Below are 24,197 nucleotides of genomic sequence, written 5' to 3'. Positions count from 1 at the left end.
CCTATCAACTCCTTGAGAACTGTGAAATTAAAGATTGCTGAACCTCTGACAGAGTAACCTTCTCGTTCACTTTTTGTCTGGTGAATTCCCATATACTATCAATGTAGTGCATCGACTCGTCAATCTGCGCGTTAGAACCGCGCTGGTAAGCTCCGATATTGATCAGGTCTTCGGAATCCTTATATACTGCCATTAGCCGCTTCACATTCTCGGCTGCTGCAATCTGCTCCTCGGGAGCAATGTCCTTCATAACACGGCTGATGCTGGCCAGCACATCGATAGCCGGAAAATGGCCTTTATTTGCAATGTTTCTGTTAAGGACAATATGGCCGTCGAGAATTCCGCGTACTGCATCGGCAATCGGCTCATTCATATCATCACCGTCAACGAGGACCGTGTAGAAAGCAGTTATAGACCCCGTAGGACCTGTCCCTGCCCGTTCGAGCAGCTTGGGAAGACTGGCAAAGACAGAAGGCGTATAGCCTCTCATTGCCGGCGGCTCACCAACGGCAAGCCCTACCTCGCGCTGGGCCATTGCGTAGCGTGTAACCGAGTCCATCATCAGCATAACGTTAAGCCCGCGGTCACGGAAATACTCGGCAATGGTAGTGGCGATCAGCGCCCCCTTGATCCGGATCAGCGCCGGCTGGTCCGATGTGGCTACAATGACAACTGAACGCTGCAGGCCCTCAGGCCCCAAATCCCGTTCAATAAAGTCCAGCACTTCTCTTCCCCGTTCACCGATCAGTGCGATCACGTTGACATCAGCCGAGGTATTACGGGCAATCATCCCCATAAGTGTACTTTTGCCGACCCCTGAACCGGCAAAGATGCCGACGCGCTGTCCTTTACCAATCGTAAGCAGGCCGTCAATGGCTCTGACTCCTATGCTGATCGGCTCATGCACCCTTGGCCGGGTTAACGGATTGGAAGGAATATTGAAGGTCGAGCTGTGCGGCATCCGTGCCGGAATCAGTGAGCCGTCAAGCGGCTGTCCAAGCCCGTCAAGCACTTTGCCCAGCAGCTCCGATCCTACCTGCACGCTCAGCGGTTTGCCGGTGCCAACCACGTCACAGCCTGGACCAATAGCCTGCAGTTCACCGAGCGGCATCAGCAGCACCTTGTTGTCCCTGAATCCCACTACCTCAGCCTGCAGGGGTTTGCTGCCTTTCGCCGGGTATATATAGCATACATCCCCGATGCTGGCATCCGGCCCCTCAGACTCTACCATCAGCCCGATAACCTGGGTAACTTTTCCGTTAATTCTTACCGGATCAAAATTCCTTAAATATTCTTTATATCGTCCAGTGTCAAGCATCGGCTTCCCCATTTCTCTGCTCGTCGGAGTCCAGCGCGATTCTTACCAGCGATTTTTTGATTTCGGCGAGCTGCGTATCAATCCGGGCATCAATGCTGCCGAAGGAGGACCGGATGACGCACCCCATATCCTTCACAGTCGAATCCGGCAAAATCTGAAGCTCGGCCTGAGAATCAACAGCAAGTGCCAGTTCTTCCCGAGCAGCATTGACAAAGGCAAACTGCGAAGGGGAGACACATAGGGAGATGAGCCCCTGCTCACGTTTGCGCGCCAGATTTTTGCGGATCAGATCCATGGCAAACTGCGGTTCAACGGTCAGCTGCTTGTCTACAATTTTCTCGGCGATGGAGCAGCTCAGCTCTACCAGGAAGGGCTCGGCTTCCTGAATAATCACGTCACGGGACCTGTAGGCTTCCTGCAATACCGCTTGTGCCTCTTCCATCATTTCAGCCATACGTTTAGCCATTTCATGCCCGGCCTGTGTGAGGCCTTCCTGATATCCTTGCTGAAAAGCTTCGGATTTGACAGCCTCTATAAGATGCTCGTCCTGTTCCCGGCGCTGCCGCCACCATTCTTCTGCTTCCGTCCGTGCCGATTCCACAATATTTTCAGCTTCCAGAGATGCACTGCGCACCTGTTCTTCAGCAAATTGCTGAGCATCCTTCAGCATCTGCCTGCGGCTCTGCTCTGCCTCTTCACGGGCCGGGTCATGATAATGCACCTCACCTGCCGGTTCCTCCGAAGAGGATTCCTCGGCAATTCCGGCATTCTGTCTCGCTTGTTCCAGCCGCTTTAGCACATCTACCGGAACATATTGGGAGTGTTTAATCAGCTTAGACAATTATGTCATCTCCTCCGCCACGGGCGATGATAATTTCACCAGATTCTTCAAGTCTGCGGATCGTTCCTACAATACGGGTCTGAGCTTCCTCGACATCACGCAGCCGCACAGGTCCCATGTATTCCATTTCCTCGCGGAAGGTTTCGGCCATCCGTTTGGACATATTGCGGAAAATAACGTCCCGCACCTCTTCGCTTGCAACCTTGAGCGCCAGCTGAAGGTCGGCATTTTCGATATCCTTGATGATGCGCTGGATGGAACGATTGTCCACATTGACAATATCTTCGAACACAAACATACGCTTTTTGATTTCTTCAGCCAGCTCCGGATCCTGGATTTCAAGCGAATCCAGAATGGTACGTTCCGTTCCGCGGTCAACCCCGTTCAGAATCTGAACGATAGACTCGATGCCGCCGGCATTTGTATAATCCTGAGTCACAGTAGCCGAAAGCTTCTGTTCCAGCACCCGTTCAATCTGTGTAACAACCTCAGGCGAAGTGCTGTCCATGATCGCAATTCTTCTCGCTACCTCTGCCTGCTTCTCCTGCGGGAGGGAGGATAGAATGCTGGCAGCCTGTTCAAACTGCAGATAGGACAGAACCAGGGCGATTGTCTGGACATTCTCATTCTGAATGAAATTCAGAATCTGGTTAGGGTCAGCCTTGCGGGCAAAATCGAAAGGTCTGACCTGCAGCGTTGCCGTCAAACGGTTAATGACTTCAAGCGCCTTGGTTGAGCCCAGTGCTTTCTCCAGAATTTCTTTGGCGTAGTTGATACCGCCTTGTGAAATATATTCCTGTGCGAGACAGATCTGATGAAACTCGGACATGATCGACTCTTTTTCCACACTGTCCACCTTGCGGACATTGGCTATCTCCAGAGTGAGCTGTTCAATTTCTTCGTCTCGTAGATGTTTGAATATTTGCGCCGATACCTCGGGCCCTAGTGTGATAAGCAGGATTGCAGCCTTTTGACGGCCGCTGAGACCCTGCTGGCTAGCTTTTGCCATTAGTTCACCTCTGTTCGTCTGCAAGCCATGTACGCAGCAGGTTTACGAATTCATCCGGCTTCTTCTTGGCGAGGCTTTCCAGTTGCTTGCGAACCTGACTTTCGTTAGTCACGCTCTCCAAGTTAATGGACGGGAATTCGGTAGGAACCTGCAGCGGAATGTCTTCTTCCACTTCTTCCTCTTGCTTGTTCTTGCGGCTCCGGTAAATCAGGAACCCGCCTCCTGCACCAACAAGCAGCGCAGCTGCTGCAATTGCCCAGATCATCCACGTCGCCAGCCCGCCAGTCGCAGTTTCAGTCGTGGTGCCACCGAACTGTTGCGAGTACACCGAAACTTTTTTGGTCAAATCAGCGTCTGTATAAGTGACTCCTGAATCTGCCAGTGAAGCGCGCACAATGTTGACCAGAATGTTCTGGATTGCACCTGAAGTCGCCTCATCCAAAGTTGTTTGTCCGGCAGGTGGTTCAACTGCGACGTTAATGGTTAAATCTTTAACAGTATATGGGCTTGCGATGATATCCTTTGTAATCCGGTTGACCTCATAGTTTCTGGTCTCCGAAGATTCTTCAGAAGTAGAGGTGCCTGTGTCCGTCCCCGAAGGATAACCCGAGACATCTTCAGATCCTGTACCTGCAACTCCCCCGGTAGTGTTACCCTGACCCGAATAGGTATTGCTGATGATCTGTGAGCTTATCTCAATCCCTCGCATATTCTCCGTATCCACAGGTGTAACGAGGTCTTCCTTCCGGCTCTCCTTATCAAAATTCAACTTGGAAAAGACCAGAACATCCACTTTGTCGGGACCCGTTAATGTACTGAGAAATTGCTTGACATTCTTTTTGACTTCCTCTTCAAATTTTTTCTGAAGGGCAAAGTTTTCTTCAACCTGACTGGATACACCAGCTTGGCCGCCCTTGGCAGTCGGCATTAGCTCAGTCTCATTACTGGTAATCGTGATATTGTCCACCGGCAAATTCGGAACAGCAGTCTTCACAAGATTAAAATATCCGTCGATATTATCCTGTGACGGCCTGAATCCCGGATCAAATGTAAGCACGATAGATGCATAAGCCTGCTCCTGGCCCTCCTGTGCGGCGAAAACAGTCTCTTTGGGAAGGGTAACCAGCACTTTAACATCCTTGATCCCCTGCATACGCCTCATCAGCTGCTCAACTTCCCCGTTCAGCGCATTGTTGTATTTAACATTAAACTCGGAGTCTGTCGTTCCGATCATGGATGAAGACTCATCAAAGATTTTGTATCCGATCGAGCCCTCCTGCACAATTCCCTGAGAACCAATATCCACCTTAATGCGGTTTGCCTGGGTGCTTGGCACTGAAATACTTCTGCCATCCGGACTCAGCCGGTAAGGAATTCCTGCGGAATCCAGGTAGGTCATGACTCCTGCAGAGTCCGTATTGTCCAAATCCTGAAAAGCCACTTCGTATTCCGTTTTCGATAGCTGCATCGTCAAAACTACGGCTATGATGATGATGATAAAAAGAGTAGAGAAAAATAGTATTTTTTGTTTACCGCTGAATCTGTTCCAATACTGGACTGCCTTCTCCCTGTATTGGGCAAATCTTTCATTCACAGTGTCACCCCATCCGAAACTAAGCTAGGATTATTTAGATCTGAGTTCTCATAATTTCCTGATAGGCTTCAATCACTTTGTTCCGGACTTGTGTAGTCAGCTGCAAACTCAGCAATGCCTGTTGTGAAGAAATCATCGCCTCATCGATATTGACTTCCCCCAAAACGAATTTGTTGCTCATATCCTTGGCCTGCTGCTCCTGGGCAGCCACCTGATTCAATGCATCCTCCAGATAAGAGCCAAAGCTCTGACCGGAACCGGTCACTGTTCCCGCCTGTGCAGCTGCGGACTTCATGGCAAGCGGCTGAACGGCTTGTGTTCCAATCATAAAGTTCTGTATCAATGATTACCCTCCTAAAATGTCAGTTAAGCTTATTTTCCGATTTCAAGCGCCTTGCTCACCATTGCCTTGGATGCATTCAGCATCGTTACGTTGGCTTCATAAGAACGGGAAGCAGATAGCATATCCACCATCTCTTTGGTCAAATCGACGTTAGGCATGTACACATAGCCCTCGGCGTCCGCATCCGGATGGGACGGATTGTAGACCGGCTTCAAAGGTGAGGAATCCTCTATGATTGACTGTACCTTTACGCCCTCAGTCCCGTTACTGCTATTCATTTTTGAATTTAGAATATTCGAAAAGCTATTATTTTGCTCTGTTCCAAGAACGACAAGCTTACGCTTGTAGGGTACAGCCTTACCGTCTACTACGGAGGCCCTGGTTGTCTCGGCATTGGCAATATTGGAGGAAATGACATCCATTCTGAGCCGCTGGGCGGTCAAGGCTGAAGCGCTGATTCCAAAACTGCTACCAAAGTTCACTATATATTACCCTCCCTGCACAACTGTACGCATCATAGTAATCTGGCTGTTCAGCTGCTCGATATACGAATTATATCTGAGCTGATTCTCTGCACTGAGCGCCATCTCCCGGTCCATATCCACATTATTGTCGTTATTGTTCATCGAAGTAGATACATCTTTGCTAACGACAGCAGATGGCATACCGGAAACATAACCGAATTGGAAGTGGCGGGAATCCGTTACCTTCGCACCCAGCGTCGGTTTCGCTCCGTTTTCCTGTGCGGCTAGTACACTTTCAAAAGAAACATCAGAGCGTTTAAATCCCGGCGTATCAGCATTGGCTATGTTATTAGCCAGGACACTTTGTCGTGTCGTGGCAGCCTCAAGACCGCCCTGCAGTCTCTGAAAACTGACACTGTTCAGCAAACCCATGGAAATCCCCCTTCCAAAGCTATCATAATGAAAAGAATTCCACAACTTCTTACGGATTCCTGCTTGTTTCGACAAAAAAAGCTATTTTTTTACCATTTTTTAAACAAGCAGTCGAAAGGTGTCGATGGATGATTCTATTAGCAATCTCACATACATTGATTCTCGTAGAATTTGTATATTATTACAATAAGAAATAAGCCCTATCTTTTCAGAAAAGAGGGGGCTTAAAGCATGTTTTTTCAATTTTTTGACATTTTTCCACCATAATATTCTTTTATTTGGCATTATATTGCACGATTTGACCGTTTTTCCGGGCTTTTATGCAAACCACTAATTCCATATACCTAAATTTTAAGGAATTCCAATTCTTCCCTGTTTTACAGGATGTATTGACTTAAATCGCGGTCTTGAGCGATTCCTGACAGTTTTTCGCGAACATACTCCGGCGTAATGACCATAGTCTCAAGCGTCAGCTCAGGCGCTTCAAAAGAAAGGTCTTCGAGCAGCTTCTCCAGAATAGTGTGCAGGCGCCGGGCTCCGATATTCTCCATGTTCTGGTTGACAGAAGCAGCAATTCTGGCGATCTCCTGAATAGCCTCATCCTTGAACTGGATCTCGATGTTCTCTGTTTTGAGCAGATTTACATATTGCTTGGTCAGCGCATTCTGGGGCTCGGTCAGAATGGACACAAAATCCTCCAGCGTCAGGCTGCTCAGCTCTACCCGGATCGGGAAGCGTCCCTGAAGCTCGGGAATCAGATCTGAAGGCTTGGCGATATGAAACGCCCCGGCTGCGATAAACAGCACGTAGTCGGTCTTCACAGGGCCGTATTTGGTCATAACCGTAGAGCCCTCGACAATAGGTAGAATATCGCGCTGTACGCCTTCCCTTGAAACATCAGGCCCGGAGCCTTTCCCCTGGCTGGCCACCTTGTCAATCTCATCTACAAAAATAATGCCGGATTGCTCCGCACGGGCCACCGATTCCTGGATGACATCGTCCATGTCAATCAGCTTGGCAGCCTCGTCCTGAATCAGCACCTTACGCGCTTCCTTGATAGGCAGCTTGCGTTTTTTGGTTCGCTTGGGCAGCAGGCTTCCGAACATCTCCTGCATATTCATTCCCATTTGATCATTGCCCTGGCCGGCGAACATATCCAGCATCGTCGGAGCCGTATCTTCCACGTCAATTTCGATGATGTCTTCTTCGAGCTGTCCTGCCAGCAGCTTGAACTTGATTCCGCGGCGGCGTTCACTCAGACTGCCGTCCTCAGGCTCTTCCTTGCTGTCTTCGGCATTGCCGCTGTTCCCGCCGAAAATCATCTCAAACGGGTTACGCTGGGATTTATTCTTGGAGGAGGACGGTGCGAGAATCGCGACGATCCGTTCATTGGCAAGCTCCTCTGCCCGGTCCTTCACCTTATCCGTCCGCTCCAGCTTAACCATGCGGATAGAGGTCTCCACAAGATCCCGGACCATCGATTCAACGTCACGGCCCACATAACCTACTTCAGTGAACTTTGTAGCTTCAACTTTAATAAAGGGGGCATTGACCAGCTTGGCAAGCCGTCGGGCAATTTCGGTTTTTCCGACGCCGGTAGGACCGATCATCAGTATATTCTTGGGTACAATCTCATCACGCAGCTCTTCGCTTAGCTGGCTGCGGCGGTAACGGTTGCGGAGGGCAACTGCCACCGACTTTTTTGCCTGCTTCTGGCCGACGATATATTTATCAAGTTCAGCGACGATCTGGCGGGGTGTGAGCGATTGATTCACCATTACGACTTCCTCCCTCTTTCTGTGGCACCGTGCCTACAATTGTTCAACGATAATATTGGAATTGGTATACACGCAAATCTCGGATGCAATCCGCAGTGCCTCCCTGGCAATCTCGGCCGCACTCAAATTCGACGCATGACGTTTCAGTGCCCTGCCCGAGGCTAACGCAAAGTTGCCGCCGGAGCCGATGGCAAGCACATCGTCATCAGGCTCAATGATTTCCCCATTGCCGGAAATAAGCAGCATGCCTTCCTTATCCATCACGATCATCAGCGCCTCCAGCTTGCGCAGAATGCGGTCCTGACGCCAATCCTTGGCCAGCTCGACCGCTGAACGCTGCAAGTTGCCGTGATGCTCTTCAAGCTTGCCTTCAAACTTTTCAAACAGGGTGATTGCATCGGCTACCGAACCCGCAAAGCCGGCGATGACTTGTCCTCTGTACAGCCGGCGCACTTTTTTGGCAGTAGTCTTCATAATGACGCTCTCGCCAAAGGTAACCTGTCCGTCGCCTGCGATTGCAGCATGACCGTTATGTCTTACGGCGCAAATAGTAGTTGCATGAAAGCTAGGTAACATAATTTGGCAACCTCCTAGAATAAACTTACTCCCAAGTAGAAACGACATAGCTGTCCTTCAGGGAAGGCAGTAACCGTTTCTGCGAGAAATATCAGATCTGTATAAGACCGCAGGTTTATATTTTCTGATATTTTAAAATAAATGAACTTAAGAATGAAGGTCATAGCATTCCTAAGTTCATCCTCTATAAATCATAAGCTTATGCATTGCAAACTTCAAATTATGACTGCCCAGGCTCCACAGTCTCCGGTTCTTTATAGGTAAGGCCTGTCCGGCTGGCAAATACAGCCAAGCTATCCAGCGCACGGTGGGCAAGCAGCTCATTCTTTTCTTTTTTGTTGCGGATCTTCTTTTCCAGCTTCGGCAGCAGCCCAAAGTTGGCGTTCATTGGCTGGAAATGCTCCGGATCAGCGGAAGTAATGTAGGCCGGCATACTGCCAAGCACGCTGTCTCCGGGGAATATCAGCCCTTCCTCGCCTTGCGCCGCTCTGGCTGCGTTGATTCCGGCAATCATACCGGATGCGGCAGACTCGACATAACCCTCAACGCCTGTCATCTGGCCGGCAAAAAACAGTCTTTCATGTCCCTTCATCTGATAAGTCGGGTGAAGCAGCTTAGGCGAATTGATAAACGTATTACGGTGCATTACCCCGTAACGGACATATTCGGCATTCTCCAGGCCTGGAATCATGGAGAATACACGCTTTTGCTCGCCCCATTTCAAATGTGTCTGGAAGCCCACCAGATTGTAGAGCGTACCGGCAGCATTGTCCTGGCGCAGCTGAACAACTGCGTAAGGCAGCTTCCCGGTGTGGGGATTCAATAGTCCTACCGGCTTCATTGGTCCGAATAGCGCTGTCTGCTTGCCGCGCTTCATCATAATTTCAATCGGCATACAGCCTTCAAAATAGATTTCCTTCTCAAATTCCTTGAGCGCTGCAGTCTCGGCAGTAATCAGAGCATCATAGAAACGGTCGAATTCTTCCTCATTCATCGGACAGTTCAGATAGGCCGCTTCACCCTTGTCATACCGGGATGCCAGATAGACCTTGCTCATATCGATGCTGTCCTTCTCGACAATCGGGGCTGCCGCATCGTAGAAGTAGAAATATTCTTCACCAAGCAGTGCCTTGATCTCGGCGGACAATGCCGGGGAGGTTAGCGGGCCGGTCGCAATAACGACAATACCTTCCTCAGGAATCCGGGTCAACTCTTCATTAACAACTTCTACGAGCGGATGATCGTGCAGGGTGCGGGTGATCTCTCCCGAGAATCCGTCACGGTCTACCGCCAGTGCACCGCCGGCAGGCACTGCATGACGGTCGGCGGCTCCAAGCACAAGCGAGTTCAGGCGGCGCATTTCCTCCTTCAGCACTCCTACTGCATTGCCCAGTCCGTTTGCCCGCAGGGAATTGCTGCACACCAGCTCGGCAAATTGGTCGGTATGGTGGGCCGGCGTTTTAACCGCCGGTCTCATTTCATATAGTTTAACGGGAACCCCGCTTGAAGCAATCTGCCAGGCAGCTTCACTGCCGGCAAGCCCCGCGCCAATTACTGTTACTTTTGCTGTGTCTTTCAAATTCATTTCCTCCTGCTAAAAATCTATTATTCTGCTAATTCTTCGCCCTCAATCACAGCTTCTGTATGATCACAGGAGGTGCATTGAAGCTTGGTGCCTTGTTTATTGCGCTTTTCTATCATCCAGGAGCCGCAAGCGGGACATGGTTTAAGCGACGGGCGGTCCCAGGATACAAAGTCACAGCCCGGATACTGGTCACAGCCGTAGAACACACGTCCCTTCTTGCTGCGGCGCTCTACAACCTTGCCTTCGTTACATTTAGGACAGGTGACCCCGATATCCTTCACAATTGGCTTTGTATTCCGGCAGTCCGGAAACCCGGAGCAAGCCAGAAATTTACCGAACCGGCCGAGCTTATAAACCATCGGTTTGCCGCATTTCTCGCAGAGCTCATCCGAAACCTCATCCTCAATCTCAATCTCTTTCATTTCTTCTTCAGCAAATTCCAGGCGCTTCTCGAAGGATTCGTAAAATCCAGCCAGTACTTTGACCCAATCCTCCGCACCTTCCTCCACATGGTCAAGATCACCTTCCATGTGGGCTGTAAATTCTACATCGAGAATTTCCGGGAAGAACTGTTCCATCTGCTCTATGATCAGCTCGCCAAGCTCGGTTGGCATAAACTTTTTCTCTTCAATTGCAACGTAGCCGCGCTTCTGAATAGTCTCCAGCGTAGGGGCATACGTACTCGGGCGGCCTATGCCCAGCTCTTCCAGCGTTTTGACCAGACGTGCTTCCGTGTAACGCGGCGGCGGCTGGGTAAAGTGCTGCTTGGGCTCAATTCCCTGCTTGTCGAGCTCGTCGCCCGCCTTAAGCGGCGGCAGGAATTTCTCTTCGTCAGTCGTTCCGTCGTCATTGCCTTCTACATAGACCTTCATAAATCCGGGGAAGGACACCTTGGAGCCTACAGCCCGGAAAACCGCTGTTCCTGCAGAAATATCCACCGAGAGGGTATCAAGAAGCGCCGAGGACATCTGGCTGGACAGGAATCTCTCCCAGATCAGCTTATACAGGCGGAATTGATCGCGGCTCATGAACTCCTTGACGAGTTCCGGCTCACGCAGTGCCGAGGTTGGACGGATCGCTTCGTGCGCATCCTGGGCCCCCGCAGCTTTTTTGGAATACTGGCGCGGAGCTTCAGGAACAAATTTCTCACCGTATTTGGCCAGAATCAGCTCCTTGGCCTCATCCTGGGCTGTTGTGGAGATACGCGTGGAGTCGGTACGCATATAGGTAATCAGACCGACTGTGCCTTCCTTGCCGAGCTCCACTCCTTCATACAGCTGCTGAGCCACAGACATCGTTTTGGCTGCGCGGAACCCAAGCTTGCGGGCAGCCTCCTGCTGCAGAGAGCTTGTTGTAAACGGCGCCGAAGGATGGCGCTGTCTTTCCTTTTCCTTAACTTCGGCTACCCGGAAATCAGCGTTCTTAATCGCTTCCAGGACCTCCTGGACGTCGCTTTCCTTGCCGAGCTCTTTTTTCTCACCGTTCAGCTTATGAAACTTTGCTTCAAAGTCAGTACCCTTGATGCCCAGCTTTGCAGTGATACTCCAGTATTCCGTCGGTACAAATGCCGAAATTTCATTCTCACGGTCCATGATAATCTTAACCGCTACCGATTGCACCCGGCCGGCCGACAGGCCTTTTTTGACTTTCTTCCATAATAGTGGGCTGATCTTGTAGCCTACAAGCCGGTCAAGAATTCTACGGGCCTGCTGGGCATTCACCAGGTCCATATTGATTTTGCGCGGTGTCTTGAAGGCATCCTTGACCGCCTGCTTCGTAATCTCGTTAAAAACAACCCGGCACTCCTCGGTATTATCCAGATCCAGCGCATGCGCCAGATGCCAGGCAATGGCTTCCCCTTCACGGTCCGGGTCAGCCGCCAGATAGACTTTTTTCACTTTTTTGCTGGCATCCTTAAGTTCCTTCAGAATAGAGCCCTTGCCGCGGATGGTGATGTACTTGGGACTGAAATCATTCTCTACCTCGACGCCAATCTGACTCTTAGGCAAATCTCTGATATGTCCCATAGATGCCTTTACTATATATTTACTGCCTAAATATTTGCCGATTGTCTTCGCTTTGGCCGGCGATTCGACAATGACCAGTGTATCCGCCATAGGTTAATCCTCCTAAAAGTGATGTGAGCCTGGACCTCATTCCGGTAAAAGGGATGGAGGGAATATGCTCAACTCTGTTCCTTCTATATTAAATTACCTTATAAATTGCACCCGGCAATTGTGTTACCGCTTTTTTTATGATTAAAGATAACAGAACTGAATGCAAATGTCCAAAATCCCAGCTTGTTCTGGAAAGCAGCTCATCCAGTGTAAACGGGCCTTGATGCAGTATATGGTATAGGTGAGACTCCTCACTTGTCAATTTCTTTTCGGTGAGCCCGTCTCCGCGCCCGGGGTCAAAAGACGGATTTCCGCCCGATTCTCCTGCTTTTACAGGCAAAATTGATATGTATTCTTCCAAAATATCTTCGGCGCCGGTTACTAGTTTAGCCCCCTGCTTAATCAGCTCAAGCGCCCCCCTGCTTTTGGGAGAGGTTACAGGTCCGGGAACGGCGAACACATCCCTTCCTGCTTCCAGGGCGGCATCAGCGGTTATCAGTGATCCGCTGCGGCTGTCCGCTTCCACAACCACCGTTCCCAGCGTCAGGCCGGCGATAATCCGGTTGCGCTGCGGAAAAAGTCCCGGATGGCTTTTGGTTCCCAGCGGATATTCGCTGAGCACAAGCCCTTTACGTGAAATTTCCCTTTCCAGCTCCCTGTTCTCGGGCGGGTAAACATTGTCGAGTCCTGTAGCAACTACTGCTACGGTATTTCCGCCGCAAGCCAGTGCAGCTTCATGGCAGATGCTGTCGATTCCGCGGGCCAGACCGCTCACTACAGCAAGACCGGACCGGCTGAGCTGCCCAGCCAGTATTTCTCCAATCCTCCGACCGTAGGCAGTTGGTACCCGAGTCCCCACCATGGCGATTGCAGGCTGCGAAGCAAGCTTCAGGGCACCGCGGTAATAGAGCACCCAGGGTGGCTCGGCCGTTTCTTTGAGCATTGCAGGATATTCCTCATCCAGAATAGTGATCATCGCTGCACCGCTTTCTTCCATTAAAAGGCGGCGCCTTTGCACCCATCCGGCATCGAACGTCTCCGCCAGCCGCTGTGACATTTTCGCGGATAATCCGACCTCCTGCCAATCCTCAGCCCGGCAATGAAAGGCCTGATCCGACAAAAGTCCCGCTCTGCGGATTTTGTCGATGCTTTTCCAGCCAATCCCCTCCACTTCATTCAGTCCGAATAACAAATCACGTGTATCCATGTGAACACTCCCTTTGGATGGAAGGGTCAACCTTCCCTATTTTGTGATAATGCTGTAAAAAAAGCAAGCTGCCGCTGCGAAGAGCTGAAATCAGAGGACATAAACACAAAAAAAAAGCAACCCTTTACCCTGCACGCAGGAATAAAAGGTTGCTTACCTTTAACAAATCATACTACTTGACAGATTAGAGCACAATGATTTTTTGAGCGAACCTGACTGCCTCCAAATTAATGGGTGGTAAAAGCATTCAGAATACCGCGCTCCTCAAGAACACTTACAAGGGTAGAGCCCATTTCAGCCGGTGTTGGCGCTACTTTGATTCCACAGGATTCCAGCACGGCGATTTTTTCGCTGGCAGTGCCTTTACCTCCGGAAATGATTGCCCCGGCATGGCCCATCCGTTTACCCGGAGGTGCCGTAACACCGCCGATAAATCCGACTACAGGCTTCGTCATGTTCTCTTTGATCCAAAGTGCAGCCTCTTCCTCCGCTGTCCCTCCGATCTCGCCGATCATAATGACTGCTTTTGTTCCCGGATCTTCATTAAAAAGCTTCAAAATATCAATAAACTCTGAGCCTTTTACCGGATCTCCGCCGATCCCGACAGCCGATGACTGCCCGATTCCGCGTTCGGTCAGCTGATGCACCGCTTCATAGGTAAGGGTTCCGCTGCGGGAGACCACACCCACATATCCGGGGGTATGAATGTAGCCCGGCATGATGCCGATCTTACACTCTCCAGGCGTAATAACGCCAGGACAGTTAGGGCCGATAAGGACAGTGGACTTCCCTTCCATATAGCGCGATACTTTGACCATATCCAGCACGGGAATGCCTTCTGTGATACAGATGACGAGGTCAAGCTCCGCATCCACAGCTTCCATGATGGAGTCAGCGGCAAAGGCAGGCGGAACGTAAATGACACTGGCCGTTGCACCGGTGGCCGCTTTAGCCTGAACGACCGTATCAAATACCGGCAGGCTGACCTCACTTCCATTTTCGAGCGTAATGTTGACGGAGGTCCCCCCTTTGCCCGGAGTTACGCCGCCTACCATCTGGGTCCCGTAATCCAGTGCGCCTTTGGTATGGAACAATCCGGTCGAGCCCGTAATTCCCTGTGTGATGACTTTCGTATTTTTATCTACAAGAATGCTCATCGTTTGGTCACATCCCTACTTAGTTTGTCGAATACGAGACTTGGGTTACACAAGAGAAACAATTTTACGGGCACCGTCCGCCATGGAATCTGCTGCCACGATATTGAGTCCTGAACCGGCGAGAATCTGCTTGCCCAGTGCCACATTGGTTCCTTCCAGCCGGACGACAAGCGGTTTGGTCAGTCCAAGCTGCCGCGCGGCTTCCACCACGCCTTCAGCAATGACATCACAGCGCATAATACCGCCGAAAATATTGACAAAGATGCCGTTTACCTTGTCGTCAGACAAAATAATTTTGAACGCTTCGGTAACCTTCTCGGTTGTCGCGCCGCCCCCTACATCCAGGAAGTTGGCCGGCTCGCCGCCGTAATATTTAATAATATCCATTGTAGCCATTGCCAGTCCCGCACCATTAACCATACAGCCGATATTGCCGTCGAGGGCAATGTAGCTGAGATCAAATTTGGAGGCCTCAATCTCCTTCTCATCCTCTTCATCGAGGTCGCGGAGCTCTTGAATATCCTTATGGCGGAACAAAGCATTCGAGTCAAAGTTCAGCTTGGCATCAAGCGCCATTACATTTCCGTCAGCGGTCACGACCAGCGGATTAATCTCTGCGATCGAGCAATCTTTATCCACAAAAGCCAAATAGAGCGCTTGCATGAACTTGACCGCTTTATTGACCAGTTCATTCGGAATAGCGATGCTGTACGCCAGTTTGCGTGCCTGGAAGGTCTGCAGTCCTACAGCCGGATCAATGATTTCTTTGAAAATCTTCTCCGGATGGGTTGCCGCCACCTCTTCAATTTCCGTTCCGCCTTCTTCAGAGGCCATCATGACCACCCGGCCGGAACTGCGGTCTACAACAATTCCAATATAGTATTCTTTGGCAATCTGGCAGCCCTCTTCAATGAGCAGCCGTTTCACTTCCTTGCCTTCCGGTCCGGTCTGATGGGTGACCAGCGTCTTTCCGAGGATTTCTCCCGCATAGGTGCGGACCTCATCGAGAGACTTGGCGACCTTGACCCCTCCGGCTTTCCCTCTTCCGCCTGCATGAATCTGAGCCTTCACTACCACCACCGGCGTACCGAGTGATGCTGCAGCCTCTACTGCTTCCTCCACTGTATAAGCAACTTTTCCGTTCGGTACGGCAACGCCGTACTTCTTAAGTACTTCTTTTCCCTGATACTCGTGGATATTCATACCGGAAGCCTCCTAAAGTGTTGCGGCGGCTTTTGCAGGCAGCCTGCAGCCATGCCGCATTCCGTTTTGATCAGCGGGGTACAGATTTGCACCTACCTATAGTATATAAAGTGAAACCCAGAATATTGTAACATGATTCAATTCCGCTTTCCTCAAAAACTTTCACTATTTATACATATATTTTCGCTTGATTTCATGCCGGAATGCGAACGATTGCATTGACACAGGCTTGTACTTCTATTTAGTTGCATTATTATTGGCTTCGTGAATCCGGCCGAGCAGGTCCTTGAACTGGCCCAGCAGATGGACAAATTCCTCTGCCGAGAGCATTGTGCCTTCCGCCATCTTCGCGGGTATGCAGACGGCTTCGTTTTTCAGATCCCAGCCCTTCTCGGTCAGCGAGATGAGCACCTTGCGTTCATCCTGCAGGGAGCGTTCGCGAAGAATCAGGCCCGCGGCCTGCAGCCTCTTCAGCAGCGGAGTCAGCGTACCGGAATCCAGGAACAGGGCTTCGCCAAGCTCCTTGACTGTGCACTGCTGCTTCTCCCACAGCACAATCATAACCAGGTACTGCGAATATGTTAGTCCGATTTTGTCCAGATGAGGCTGGTACAGCTTCGTAAATTCACGCGAACATGCGTAGATCGTAAAGCACAGCTGATTATCAAGCATCAGTTCAGGGGTAGTTGTTGGTTCTTGCATTTCTTCTTCACCTGCCTTTATGTCGTTATTTTATCACAATTCATCTGCAATATCATGTTAATAGCAAAAAATATATTGACTATTATTTTTATTGTGTTAAATTAAATTGTGTACAATATATAAAACAAAATGAACGGGAGCGATTTGTAATGATGACTATCCAACAAAAAATGTATGAAACTACTGTAAAAGCAGTCGGCGGAAGAAACGGGTATATTGAATCGGAAAGTCCAAAGCTGAACCTGACCATCAGCACTCCCCGCGAAATGGGCGGAGCAGGCGGCGAAGGCACCAACCCTGAACAGCTGTTCGCAGCAGGATATTCCGCCTGCTTTGATAGCGCACTGAACATGGTGGCGCGGCTTGGCAAAGTGAAGATTGAGGGCAGTGAAGTTACCGCCACCGTGAGCTTCGGTAAAGTCGAAGACGGCGGCTTCGGGATTGCCGTTAAGCTGGATGTGCTGGTAAAGGGTGTTGATCGCGAAACAGCCGAGAAGCTGGTAGAAGCCGCCCATGGCGCCTGCCCTTATTCCCGCGCTACACGCGGCAACATTGCAGTCGAGCTAAATGTACTGTAATCTTCATTCTTGCAGCTGAGCCAGCGTTGCAACAAATAAGCCGCCGGGTATACCCGGACGGCTTATTTGTTCTTTGCAATGATTTTTCATAACTGTTAACAAGGTTAAATAGGGATATATATAATGAAGGAAAAGATTCGGAAAAAGGCTGCCCCCCCTTACTCCTCAGCCACTACCTGCCTGTCCAGATTGCGGTACTGTACAGCTTCCGCCAGATGGGCAGAGCTTATCGCGGCTGCCCCTTCCAGATCGGCGATGGTTCTCGCGAGCTTAATAATCCGGTCATGCGCCCGCATGCTGAGGCCGAGACTTTCCAGAATCCCGTGCAGCAGCAGACTGCTCTCTTTATTCAGAGCCGCATAGCGGCGCAGCGCTGCCCCGGACAGCTCGCTGTTCCAGGAAATCGGCAGTTTGCTGTAACGCTCTGCCTGAATCTGCTGGGCTCTCAGCACATCCCTGCGCATTTCTGCTGAGGATAAGGCCGGGCCCTGCCCCTTCCAGTCTGACGGGCGGGGAACATCCACCTGCATGTCAATCCGGTCGAGCAGCGGTCCGGAGATTTTAGCCCGGTACTGGGCAATCTTGGCCGGACTGCAGGTACACCGCTGCTGCGTGCCCGTGTTCCCCAAGTATCCGCAGCTGCACGGATTCATGGAACAGGCGAGTAAAAAACGGGCCGGAAAGGTAAAGGCAGCACGGGCGCGGCTTATCGTAACCACGCTATCCTCCAGCGGCTGCCGCAGCACCTCCAGTACATTCCGCGAGAACTCAGGCAGCTCATCCAGAAAAAGCACTCCCCGGTGGGCCAGGCTCACCTCCCCCGGCTTCGGTATGCTTCCCCCGCCAATCAGCCCTGCCGCTGAAATGGTATGATGCGGGGCACGGAAGGGCCTGCTGCGCAAAAGCCCGCTGCGGGTATCCGTCAGCTTGCCGGCTGCACTGAATATTTTGGTGACCTCCAGCGATTCGCTGTCATTCAGCTCCGGCAGAATGCCAGGCAGCCGCTTGATCATCATAGTCTTGCCCGTACCGGGTGGCCCCGCCAGGATAATATTGTGCATCCCGGCAGCAGCTATCGTCAATGCCCGCTTCACATGGCTCTGCCCGAGCACATCTCCAAAGTCCTCCCTCAGCATCTCATCAGCCGTACCTGATAAGCTGCTGACACTATGCTGCGGGTGATACCGCAAATGTTCAAGATTAAGCGCCATGACAGGCTGGTGAATACGGCCGGAATCGCCCTGGCTGTCCATTACAGTAACCGGAAACGGGAGCGGCGGTTCATTGTCTGGATGATCTGCAGAAGCTTGCGGAATGTGCCGCTGCTTATCTGACACCACATCTGGTTGGTCAGCAGCTCCCGTTCCGGCATCGGCAGGATGCGGCAGCTCACGCAGATGACCGGCTGCATAGACAGCCATGCCGCTGATCAGCGCTGCCTCTGCCTCATTCCCGCGCGGCACCAGCACCTTGCTGAAGCCCGACCGCCGGGCTGCCTCCACCATCGGCAGCACACCGGTCACTGGCCTGAGGCTCCCGTCGAGGGCCAGCTCGCCGATCAGCAGCATCTCTTCGGCCGCCGGCATCATCAGCTGGCCGCTGGTCGTCAGAATACCCAGCGCAATGGCCAGATCGAAGGCTGAGCCTTCCTTACGCAGATCTGCCGGAGCCAGATTGACTGTAACCCGCTGCTGGGGATAGCGGTAGCCGCAATTTTTGACCGCTGCGCGCACTCTTTCCACCGCTTCACGGATCGCTGAATCCGGCAGCCCGATAATGCTGGTCTGGGGCAAGCCGTTGGCCAGATCTATTTCCACTCCGATCATCACGCCTTCAATCCCGTACAGGCAGGCACTATGCATTTTTCCGTACATAATAAAAAACACCTCTTCTCCTGAAATACGCCCCCACCGGGCGTCATCCATTAAAGAAAAAAGGTGCTTCCTCATTTTCCGTAGTCTGACTATCCCTAGTATACAAAGACAGCCGCGCTATTATCAAGCTTTTTGCAATCCATTATCCTTCCTCACTGACCACAACCGCATCCCTGATTGCAGCGAACGATAAAGGCTTATAGCCGGAATGCTCAACGCAAATATTGAAATGATTGTTCCCTTCATATTTCTGGCCGTGAATATGACCATGCACATTTACGTAAGGCATATGCTTGTTCATATACATGGGCTCATGGGAAAGAAAGAAAAAGTCCTTATACACCAGCGGGTATTCACTGACCTCATCAAAACCCGCTTCCAGCCACCAGCTCCGCCCGCGCCCGCGGTCATGGTTGCCGAGAATGAGTATTTTGTACCCGTTCAGACGGCTGATAATGGCACTGGTCGCCTCAAGGCCAAGAAAGGAAAAGTCACCCAGATGAAAAACGGTATCCTCAGGTCCGACCGCGGCATTCCAGTTTGCAATCAAGGCCTCATCCATCTCCTGCACATTTGCGAAAGGCCGGGACTCAAAATCAATAATCAGCTTATGCCCAAAATGATGATCCGATGTAAAAAAGACATCCGGCATGTGGATTTCCCCCCGTTATGTAATATAAAAATAAAACTTAAGAATCCGGCCGGCTGTGCGGCAACCCTTCTGCAAAGGTACCGCCAGGCTCCCGTTAATCCTTAAGTTCAATCGGCATTAACCTTGGCTTGAGCAGCCGTCATTTCGGCCATTCCCGTTTACCCGAGCGCTGAGTGGCATCCAGATGAATCAGTTCTGCCAATGATGGGATTTCTTCATGCTCTACCAGCCATTTGCGCATTTCCTTGATGGCTTCGACCTGACCATTGCCCCTGTCGCGCCAGGTTAGCAGCTCAATGACCCGGATGACCAGATTCATCAGGCTGCTGTGGCTGCTCTGACTTTTCTCAGCCCTGATCTTTTGAATCAGCGCCTCATTCTCCCAGTCTATTAATATTTCCTCAGCGATGGCCGGGCGCATAATCGTGAAGCTTTTACTGCAATTGCTGCAGCAGATTACGGCTGAAGGCCGGGCTCCCATATCCACTTCAATCTTGTGATCACAATATTGGCAAGCAAAGCTTACCTGTATATTAACCGGTTGGTTATTCACGGGAACCGCCTCCTCATGGTAGCATTAAAAGTCACAATAATGTTTACCCATTTCCCGGGAGAAATGACCCAAAGCGTGCAGAGCTGCCAAGGATGAGGGCTATAACTACCACCAAAGACAGGCTGAACGGGCCATTCTTCAAAAAGCTTCACGGATATGACGGAGTGCGGCGACGCTTAAATCCGGATTCAGCTGAACACTGATGACATCAAAGGAAACGGTACGCTCCTGTTCGCCCTTCATATGCAGATATACCTCTGCCGTGCTGCGCACCTGACGGATTTTGCGGGCATCGACGGACTCCTCCGGCGTTCCCGGCAATGGGCTTCCGCTGCGGCTGCGCACCTCGATGATTACCAGAGCGCCCTGATATTCCGCAACCAGATCCAATTCCCCGCTGCGGCAGCGCCAGTTGGCTTCCACTACAGTGTAACCCCTCGAAGCCAGATATAGTGCTGCTGCCGCTTCTGCTGCTGCCCCCTTGGCCTTCCGGTTATAGGCGCCGCCAGCATGAAGTTCCCTCATTGCATCTTCCGCTTTCCAGCTAATCTGTCGCTCTGATAGACAAAGCTAAGAATTTCCGCCACCAGATTGTAGAGCTCCGGCGGGATCTGCTGATCCAGATCCAGTTTGGAGAGAACCTCAACCAGGGCAGCATCCTCCTGTACAGCCACCCCGTTCTCTTTGGCCTTCTGCAGAATCATATCGGCAACCGCCCCCTGACCTTTGGCCACTACTACCGGAGCCTCGCTCTGTCCGGGGGTATACTTCAGGGCTACCGCCTTTTTCATCCGCTGCGATACTTCCTGCTTCTCCTGCTCACTCATATCCGGTAATCGACTCCTTTATAGGAATCCGGTGTATATTCGGCCAGTTTGGCTGCCACTGCGGCTGATCCGGACGCCGTCTTCATTTCCGGAAGCGGCTCGGTCCGCAGGCTCGACAGCTGGTACCCGATCGACTCTGCGGCAGCCGCCATTTCCTCCCGGCGGCCCTCCAGCAGCTCAAGCACCCATGGATCGTTATTGTGCAGCTTCAGGCTGACGATCCGGTCGACCACCTGGACATCCACCAGGGTCTGGCCCAGCTGCTTCATGTCCAGATCAAACCAGAGGCGGCAGTTCGCCGCATCCAGTTCACCCTTGCGGCCGCGCCGCGATTGAATATGCACCGATGCTGTCTCTTCGCCGTCAGGTCCGCGCAGCGGCAGGAACAATGTGACCTGCGCGAACGGCGCCGTGCGGTCCGTGTTCAGCAGCAGCTGCTGTCCGGTCAGCTGCGCCACGATCTGGCCCGCGGCATCCTTGACCGCGGGCGGGGCGTCGCTGCTGCCCATGACCTGCAGCAGCACGCCCTTCAGCGTATCGGCGGCGGCCTCCGCCCCGCCGCCGGACGCCGCCTGCGCGGCCGCTGCGCCGCCGCGCACAGCCTGCTGCTCGTGCTCCGCACCGAGCAGCTTCAGCACCCGCCCCACCCAAGACTCCGTGTCTTGGGCAGGGGCGGGTGCCTGGCCCGGCTGCTGCGCAGCAGCCGGGCTGTCCCCGCGCGGCGTGCCGGCCGCGCGGGCTGGCTCTCGCCCCGCCGGCGCAGCAGGCGGGGCGCCCTCCTCAGGCTGGGCGGCAGCGCCAGCCTGGTCTGTGAGCTGCGGCAGCGTGCCGCGCAGCTCGGTAAGCACGCCCTGCAGCTTCGCGAGCAGGGCGCCTCCGGTTACAGCCGCACCGGAGGGTGCCGGCTGGCCGTCGGCACTCTTCATAGCAGTGCCTCCCTTACCAGCAGCATCCGCCGGTTCCTCACCGGCGGCCGGCTGCGGCTGCGCTATGCCTGCATTCCCGGCAGTACCGCCAGCCGCTGTGTTCCCGGCTTTGGCAGCTGAGCCCGGCACTCCTGCGGTATCCCCCGCCCCGGATTTGACAGGCACGCCAGTTGCCCCGGCGGCTTCTCCGGCATCCGCAGACTGCGGATTAACGGCTGCGCCAGCAGCATCTGCTCCGGCCCGGACTGCCGGATTCCCCTGTGCTCCTGCAGCTGAAGTCCCAGCCGCTGTAGTTCCCGAAACCGGCATTTCCTTGCCGGCCGCTCCTTTAGCAGCAGCCGGCACTCCGGCTTCGTTCTCCACTGTCGTTCCCCCGGCATTGTTCTCTGCTGCCATTTCTCCTGCATTGTTCTCCGCTGCCATTTGCCCGGCCGTACCCGCCGCTGCACGCACAGCGTGATCTGCTGCTCCGGCGGCCGTCGCCTGCGTGCCCGCTAGTACCGTGCGGGAGCCGCTTTCAGCACCGGCAGGCGAGGCTGTGGTCTTGGCAGTGCCGGCAGCTTCTTCCGGCTCTGCAGCCGCGTTGCCAGCCGCCACAGTTGCGGCAGTATGATCCGCTGGCGGAACACCCGCCCCCTTAGTCATAGCCGTACCGCCAGCTTTTCCGCTCTCCGCTTCTCCTGCCTGCTGTGCCCATACACCAAGCTCCGTCTCAAGCTTGGACAACAGCTCATGCAGCTTCGGTCCAAAGACCGCCTGCTGAAGACCCTTCACACTCTCAGCGGTTACCGGCAGTCCGCGCTTCACCGAGAGCACAGCCGCCTCCAGCCATTCTGAAGCCGGTACTCCCTGAGGCTTGGCGTTCATAATCGCATCCAGCTTGAGTGCGGTTTCTTTGGTCAGCGGCAGTCCTCCGGACTGCATTGCTATTACAATCTCTTTACCGGCCTTCGCGTCTTTAAGTCCCAGTGATTCCAGCGCTTCCCCCATGCTTTGCGGAGATACCAGCGCAGCTTCACCCGGCGTCAGCGGCTTCAGCACCGGCAGCCCGCCTTCCCCCGGAGGTTCGACCTGAAGAGTCATCGACTGCCCCGGTGCAAGCGGTGTTTCCAGCTCAGCACGGACAGGGGTTCCCTGAATCTGCACTACCGCTTCCTTGCCGGATTCCGAAACACTCAGCACTACACCCCGGACAACCTGACCTTCCTTCAGCTCCAGTGACTTGGCCTCCCCGGGTCTGCTGTCACCCAGCAGGCCGCGAAATAATGACCCGATATTCATGCCGCATTCCTCCTCTCTTCATATTCTGATATTTATTTTTATCGGTATTTACCGTCCATTTTATAAAAAATTAACGACTCAAAATAAGGTCTGCTGCTCAGCCAGAATTTTTCCGATAAAGCTGCGTCTGTGCATCGGGGTGGGCCCCAGTGACAGAATCTGCTCCCGGTGCAGCTTAGTCGCATAGCCTTTATGTATTTTAATGCCGTAGTCCGGATATAATTCCTCCCACAGGCCTTCACACAGCCGGTCCCGGGTCACTTTGGCTACGATCGAGGCTGCAGCAATGGACTGGCTGTTGGCATCCCCTTTAATGATCGCCTGCTGCGGCAGCGGCAAATCCACCTTTTCCGCATCTACCAGCAGATAATCGGCAGCTTCACCAAGTCCCTCAACCGCTTTTTTCATCGCCAGACGTGAGGCTTGCTTAATATTAATCTCGTCAATTACTGCAGACTCTACATGACCGACACAGACAGCCAGCGCCTGCTCCATTATGATCTCATACAGCGCTTCCCGTTTCTTCGCTGTCAGCTTCTTCGAATCGTCAACCCCGTCTATAATCAGGCCCTCCGGCAAAATCACCGCCGCTGCCACCACATCCCCAAACAGACAGCCTCTGCCCACTTCGTCCACTCCGGCAATCCTGCGGTATGACTGTTCCCAGCCCGCTTTTTCAAAACTCAGCATATCTATACTGCTCATCAATTTTCCACCGCCATATCTATTCTTAAGGCCCTTCTCTATTTGCCAGCTTATCACAAGAGGACTTCCGGGGTCATCCATCTTTCTGCTTATAAAATAATCCAGGACTCCCTTAGCCCCCTTACTACCCGCTAGAGTAAAGGGCTGAATAAATTCAGCCCCTCCTCATCAAACCGTACGTGAGGTTTTCCCTCATACGGCTTTCCGATGTTCGTCATTCATGGGCATGCAGCATTCTGGCCTTGGCCCATGACCTAGTTTCCCCTGTCGAGTTCTTGAGTGTTTTCTTGCGTGTCGTTAGCCGCTTTGGGCATTCACGGACTCGTACCTCTTGGTGAAACATGAACAAAGCAGGGCTCCTTCCCTCCCTAAGGTTATGTTGTCCTTAGGTTCCTTGGTACTATGAGCCCCTCGGACTCCCTTCCCACAGACGATTCACTTCGTCTTCTGGACTTATAGAACGTCTCTTTACGGG

Annotated in this window: 23 protein-coding genes; 1 reads left to right on the top strand and 22 read right to left on the bottom strand. The window is 52.4% G+C overall.

Annotation, left to right across the window (positions count from 1 at the left end; genetic code table 11):
- Positions 1–4 precede the first annotated feature (4 nt).
- From fliI to BLR64_RS07080, 15 genes are all read right to left on the bottom strand, one after another.
- Complete coding sequence (gene fliI / locus BLR64_RS07150; protein WP_090713474.1) at positions 5–1,318, bottom strand: flagellar protein export ATPase FliI; 1,314 nt, start codon at positions 1,316–1,318, stop codon at positions 5–7.
- Positions 1,311–2,159 (bottom strand): FliH/SctL family protein, encoded by an 849-nt coding sequence (locus BLR64_RS07145; protein ID WP_090713473.1) that lies wholly within the window; start codon positions 2,157–2,159, stop codon positions 1,311–1,313. The genes fliI and BLR64_RS07145 overlap by 8 nt, the downstream gene beginning before the upstream one ends.
- On the bottom strand, positions 2,152–3,168 hold the full coding sequence (gene fliG, locus BLR64_RS07140) for a flagellar motor switch protein FliG (RefSeq protein WP_068724022.1): 1,017 nt from the start codon (positions 3,166–3,168) through the stop codon (positions 2,152–2,154). The genes BLR64_RS07145 and fliG overlap by 8 nt, the downstream gene beginning before the upstream one ends.
- A 4-nt stretch (positions 3,169–3,172) precedes the next feature.
- On the bottom strand, positions 3,173–4,762 hold the full coding sequence (gene fliF / locus BLR64_RS07135; protein ID WP_090713472.1) for a flagellar basal-body MS-ring/collar protein FliF: 1,590 nt from the start codon (positions 4,760–4,762) through the stop codon (positions 3,173–3,175).
- 34 nt (positions 4,763–4,796) lie between these two features.
- Positions 4,797–5,105, bottom strand: a complete 309-nt coding sequence (fliE, locus tag BLR64_RS07130; RefSeq protein WP_090713471.1) for a flagellar hook-basal body complex protein FliE — start codon at positions 5,103–5,105, stop codon at positions 4,797–4,799.
- Between the two features lie 29 nt (positions 5,106–5,134).
- Positions 5,135–5,587, bottom strand: a complete 453-nt coding sequence (gene flgC, locus BLR64_RS07125) for a flagellar basal body rod protein FlgC (RefSeq protein WP_090713470.1) — start codon at positions 5,585–5,587, stop codon at positions 5,135–5,137.
- 6 nt (positions 5,588–5,593) lie between these two features.
- Entirely contained in the window at positions 5,594–6,001 is a 408-nt protein-coding gene (gene flgB / locus BLR64_RS07120; protein WP_090713469.1) for a flagellar basal body rod protein FlgB, read from the bottom strand.
- 377 nt (positions 6,002–6,378) lie between these two features.
- Positions 6,379–7,779 carry an ATP-dependent protease ATPase subunit HslU gene (gene hslU, locus BLR64_RS07115; RefSeq protein ID WP_090713468.1) on the bottom strand — a complete coding sequence of 467 codons (1,401 nt, stop codon included), beginning with the start codon at positions 7,777–7,779 and terminating at the stop codon, positions 6,379–6,381.
- 33 nt (positions 7,780–7,812) lie between these two features.
- The gene (gene hslV / locus BLR64_RS07110; RefSeq protein WP_090713467.1) at positions 7,813–8,355 is read right to left on the bottom strand and encodes an ATP-dependent protease subunit HslV; all 543 of its coding nucleotides are present in this window, start codon (positions 8,353–8,355) and stop codon (positions 7,813–7,815) included.
- Positions 8,356–8,575: 220 nt separating this feature from the next.
- Positions 8,576–9,940: an FADH(2)-oxidizing methylenetetrahydrofolate--tRNA-(uracil(54)-C(5))-methyltransferase TrmFO gene (trmFO, locus tag BLR64_RS07105; RefSeq protein WP_415840990.1), complete on the bottom strand. Its 1,365-nt coding sequence runs from the start codon at positions 9,938–9,940 to the stop codon at positions 8,576–8,578.
- Between the two features lie 20 nt (positions 9,941–9,960).
- On the bottom strand, positions 9,961–12,057 hold the full coding sequence (gene topA / locus BLR64_RS07100; RefSeq protein ID WP_068724036.1) for a type I DNA topoisomerase: 2,097 nt from the start codon (positions 12,055–12,057) through the stop codon (positions 9,961–9,963).
- 88 nt (positions 12,058–12,145) lie between these two features.
- Positions 12,146–13,264: a DNA-processing protein DprA gene (dprA, locus tag BLR64_RS07095; protein WP_090713465.1), complete on the bottom strand. Its 1,119-nt coding sequence runs from the start codon at positions 13,262–13,264 to the stop codon at positions 12,146–12,148.
- Between the two features lie 227 nt (positions 13,265–13,491).
- Positions 13,492–14,421, bottom strand: coding sequence for a succinate--CoA ligase subunit alpha (gene sucD / locus BLR64_RS07090; protein ID WP_068724040.1), 930 nt, complete (start codon positions 14,419–14,421; stop codon positions 13,492–13,494).
- 45 nt (positions 14,422–14,466) lie between these two features.
- Complete coding sequence (gene sucC / locus BLR64_RS07085; protein WP_068724042.1) at positions 14,467–15,624, bottom strand: ADP-forming succinate--CoA ligase subunit beta; 1,158 nt, start codon at positions 15,622–15,624, stop codon at positions 14,467–14,469.
- Between the two features lie 237 nt (positions 15,625–15,861).
- Positions 15,862–16,326 carry a MarR family winged helix-turn-helix transcriptional regulator gene (locus BLR64_RS07080; protein ID WP_090713464.1) on the bottom strand — a complete coding sequence of 155 codons (465 nt, stop codon included), beginning with the start codon at positions 16,324–16,326 and terminating at the stop codon, positions 15,862–15,864.
- A 149-nt stretch (positions 16,327–16,475) separates the two neighbouring features.
- Here BLR64_RS07080 and BLR64_RS07075 point away from each other — a divergent pair, with 149 nt between their 5' ends.
- Entirely contained in the window at positions 16,476–16,904 is a 429-nt protein-coding gene (locus tag BLR64_RS07075; protein ID WP_090713463.1) for an organic hydroperoxide resistance protein, read from the top strand.
- A 158-nt stretch (positions 16,905–17,062) separates the two neighbouring features.
- Here BLR64_RS07075 and BLR64_RS07070 read toward each other — a convergent pair whose 3' ends face one another.
- The 7 genes from BLR64_RS07070 to BLR64_RS07040 form a co-directional block, all read right to left on the bottom strand.
- On the bottom strand, positions 17,063–18,778 hold the full coding sequence (locus BLR64_RS07070) for a YifB family Mg chelatase-like AAA ATPase (RefSeq protein ID WP_090713664.1): 1,716 nt from the start codon (positions 18,776–18,778) through the stop codon (positions 17,063–17,065).
- A 142-nt stretch (positions 18,779–18,920) separates the two neighbouring features.
- Positions 18,921–19,430, bottom strand: a complete 510-nt coding sequence (locus BLR64_RS07065; protein WP_090713462.1) for a metallophosphoesterase — start codon at positions 19,428–19,430, stop codon at positions 18,921–18,923.
- A gap of 139 nt (positions 19,431–19,569) precedes the next feature.
- A complete protein-coding gene (locus tag BLR64_RS07060) occupies positions 19,570–19,983 on the bottom strand; it encodes a hypothetical protein (RefSeq protein WP_090713461.1) in 414 nt (137 codons plus the stop codon).
- A 138-nt stretch (positions 19,984–20,121) separates the two neighbouring features.
- A complete protein-coding gene (locus tag BLR64_RS07055) occupies positions 20,122–20,508 on the bottom strand; it encodes a YraN family protein (RefSeq protein WP_090713460.1) in 387 nt (128 codons plus the stop codon).
- A complete protein-coding gene (locus tag BLR64_RS07050) occupies positions 20,505–20,810 on the bottom strand; it encodes an EscU/YscU/HrcU family type III secretion system export apparatus switch protein (RefSeq protein WP_068724052.1) in 306 nt (101 codons plus the stop codon). The genes BLR64_RS07055 and BLR64_RS07050 overlap by 4 nt, the downstream gene beginning before the upstream one ends.
- Positions 20,807–23,017 carry a hypothetical protein gene (locus BLR64_RS07045; RefSeq protein WP_090713459.1) on the bottom strand — a complete coding sequence of 737 codons (2,211 nt, stop codon included), beginning with the start codon at positions 23,015–23,017 and terminating at the stop codon, positions 20,807–20,809. Before BLR64_RS07045 ends, BLR64_RS07050 begins: the two co-directional genes overlap by 4 nt.
- Before the next feature lie 78 nt (positions 23,018–23,095).
- Entirely contained in the window at positions 23,096–23,722 is a 627-nt protein-coding gene (locus tag BLR64_RS07040) for a ribonuclease HII (RefSeq protein WP_090713458.1), read from the bottom strand.
- Between the last annotated feature and the right edge of the window lie 475 nt (positions 23,723–24,197).

The sequence above is a fragment of the Paenibacillus typhae genome (assembly GCF_900099765.1).
GTDB classification, from domain to species: domain Bacteria; phylum Bacillota; class Bacilli; order Paenibacillales; family Paenibacillaceae; genus Paenibacillus_AQ; species Paenibacillus_AQ typhae.
The sequence above is the reverse complement of the archived record's forward strand: the minus strand, read 5'-3'. Positions and strand labels throughout refer to the sequence as shown.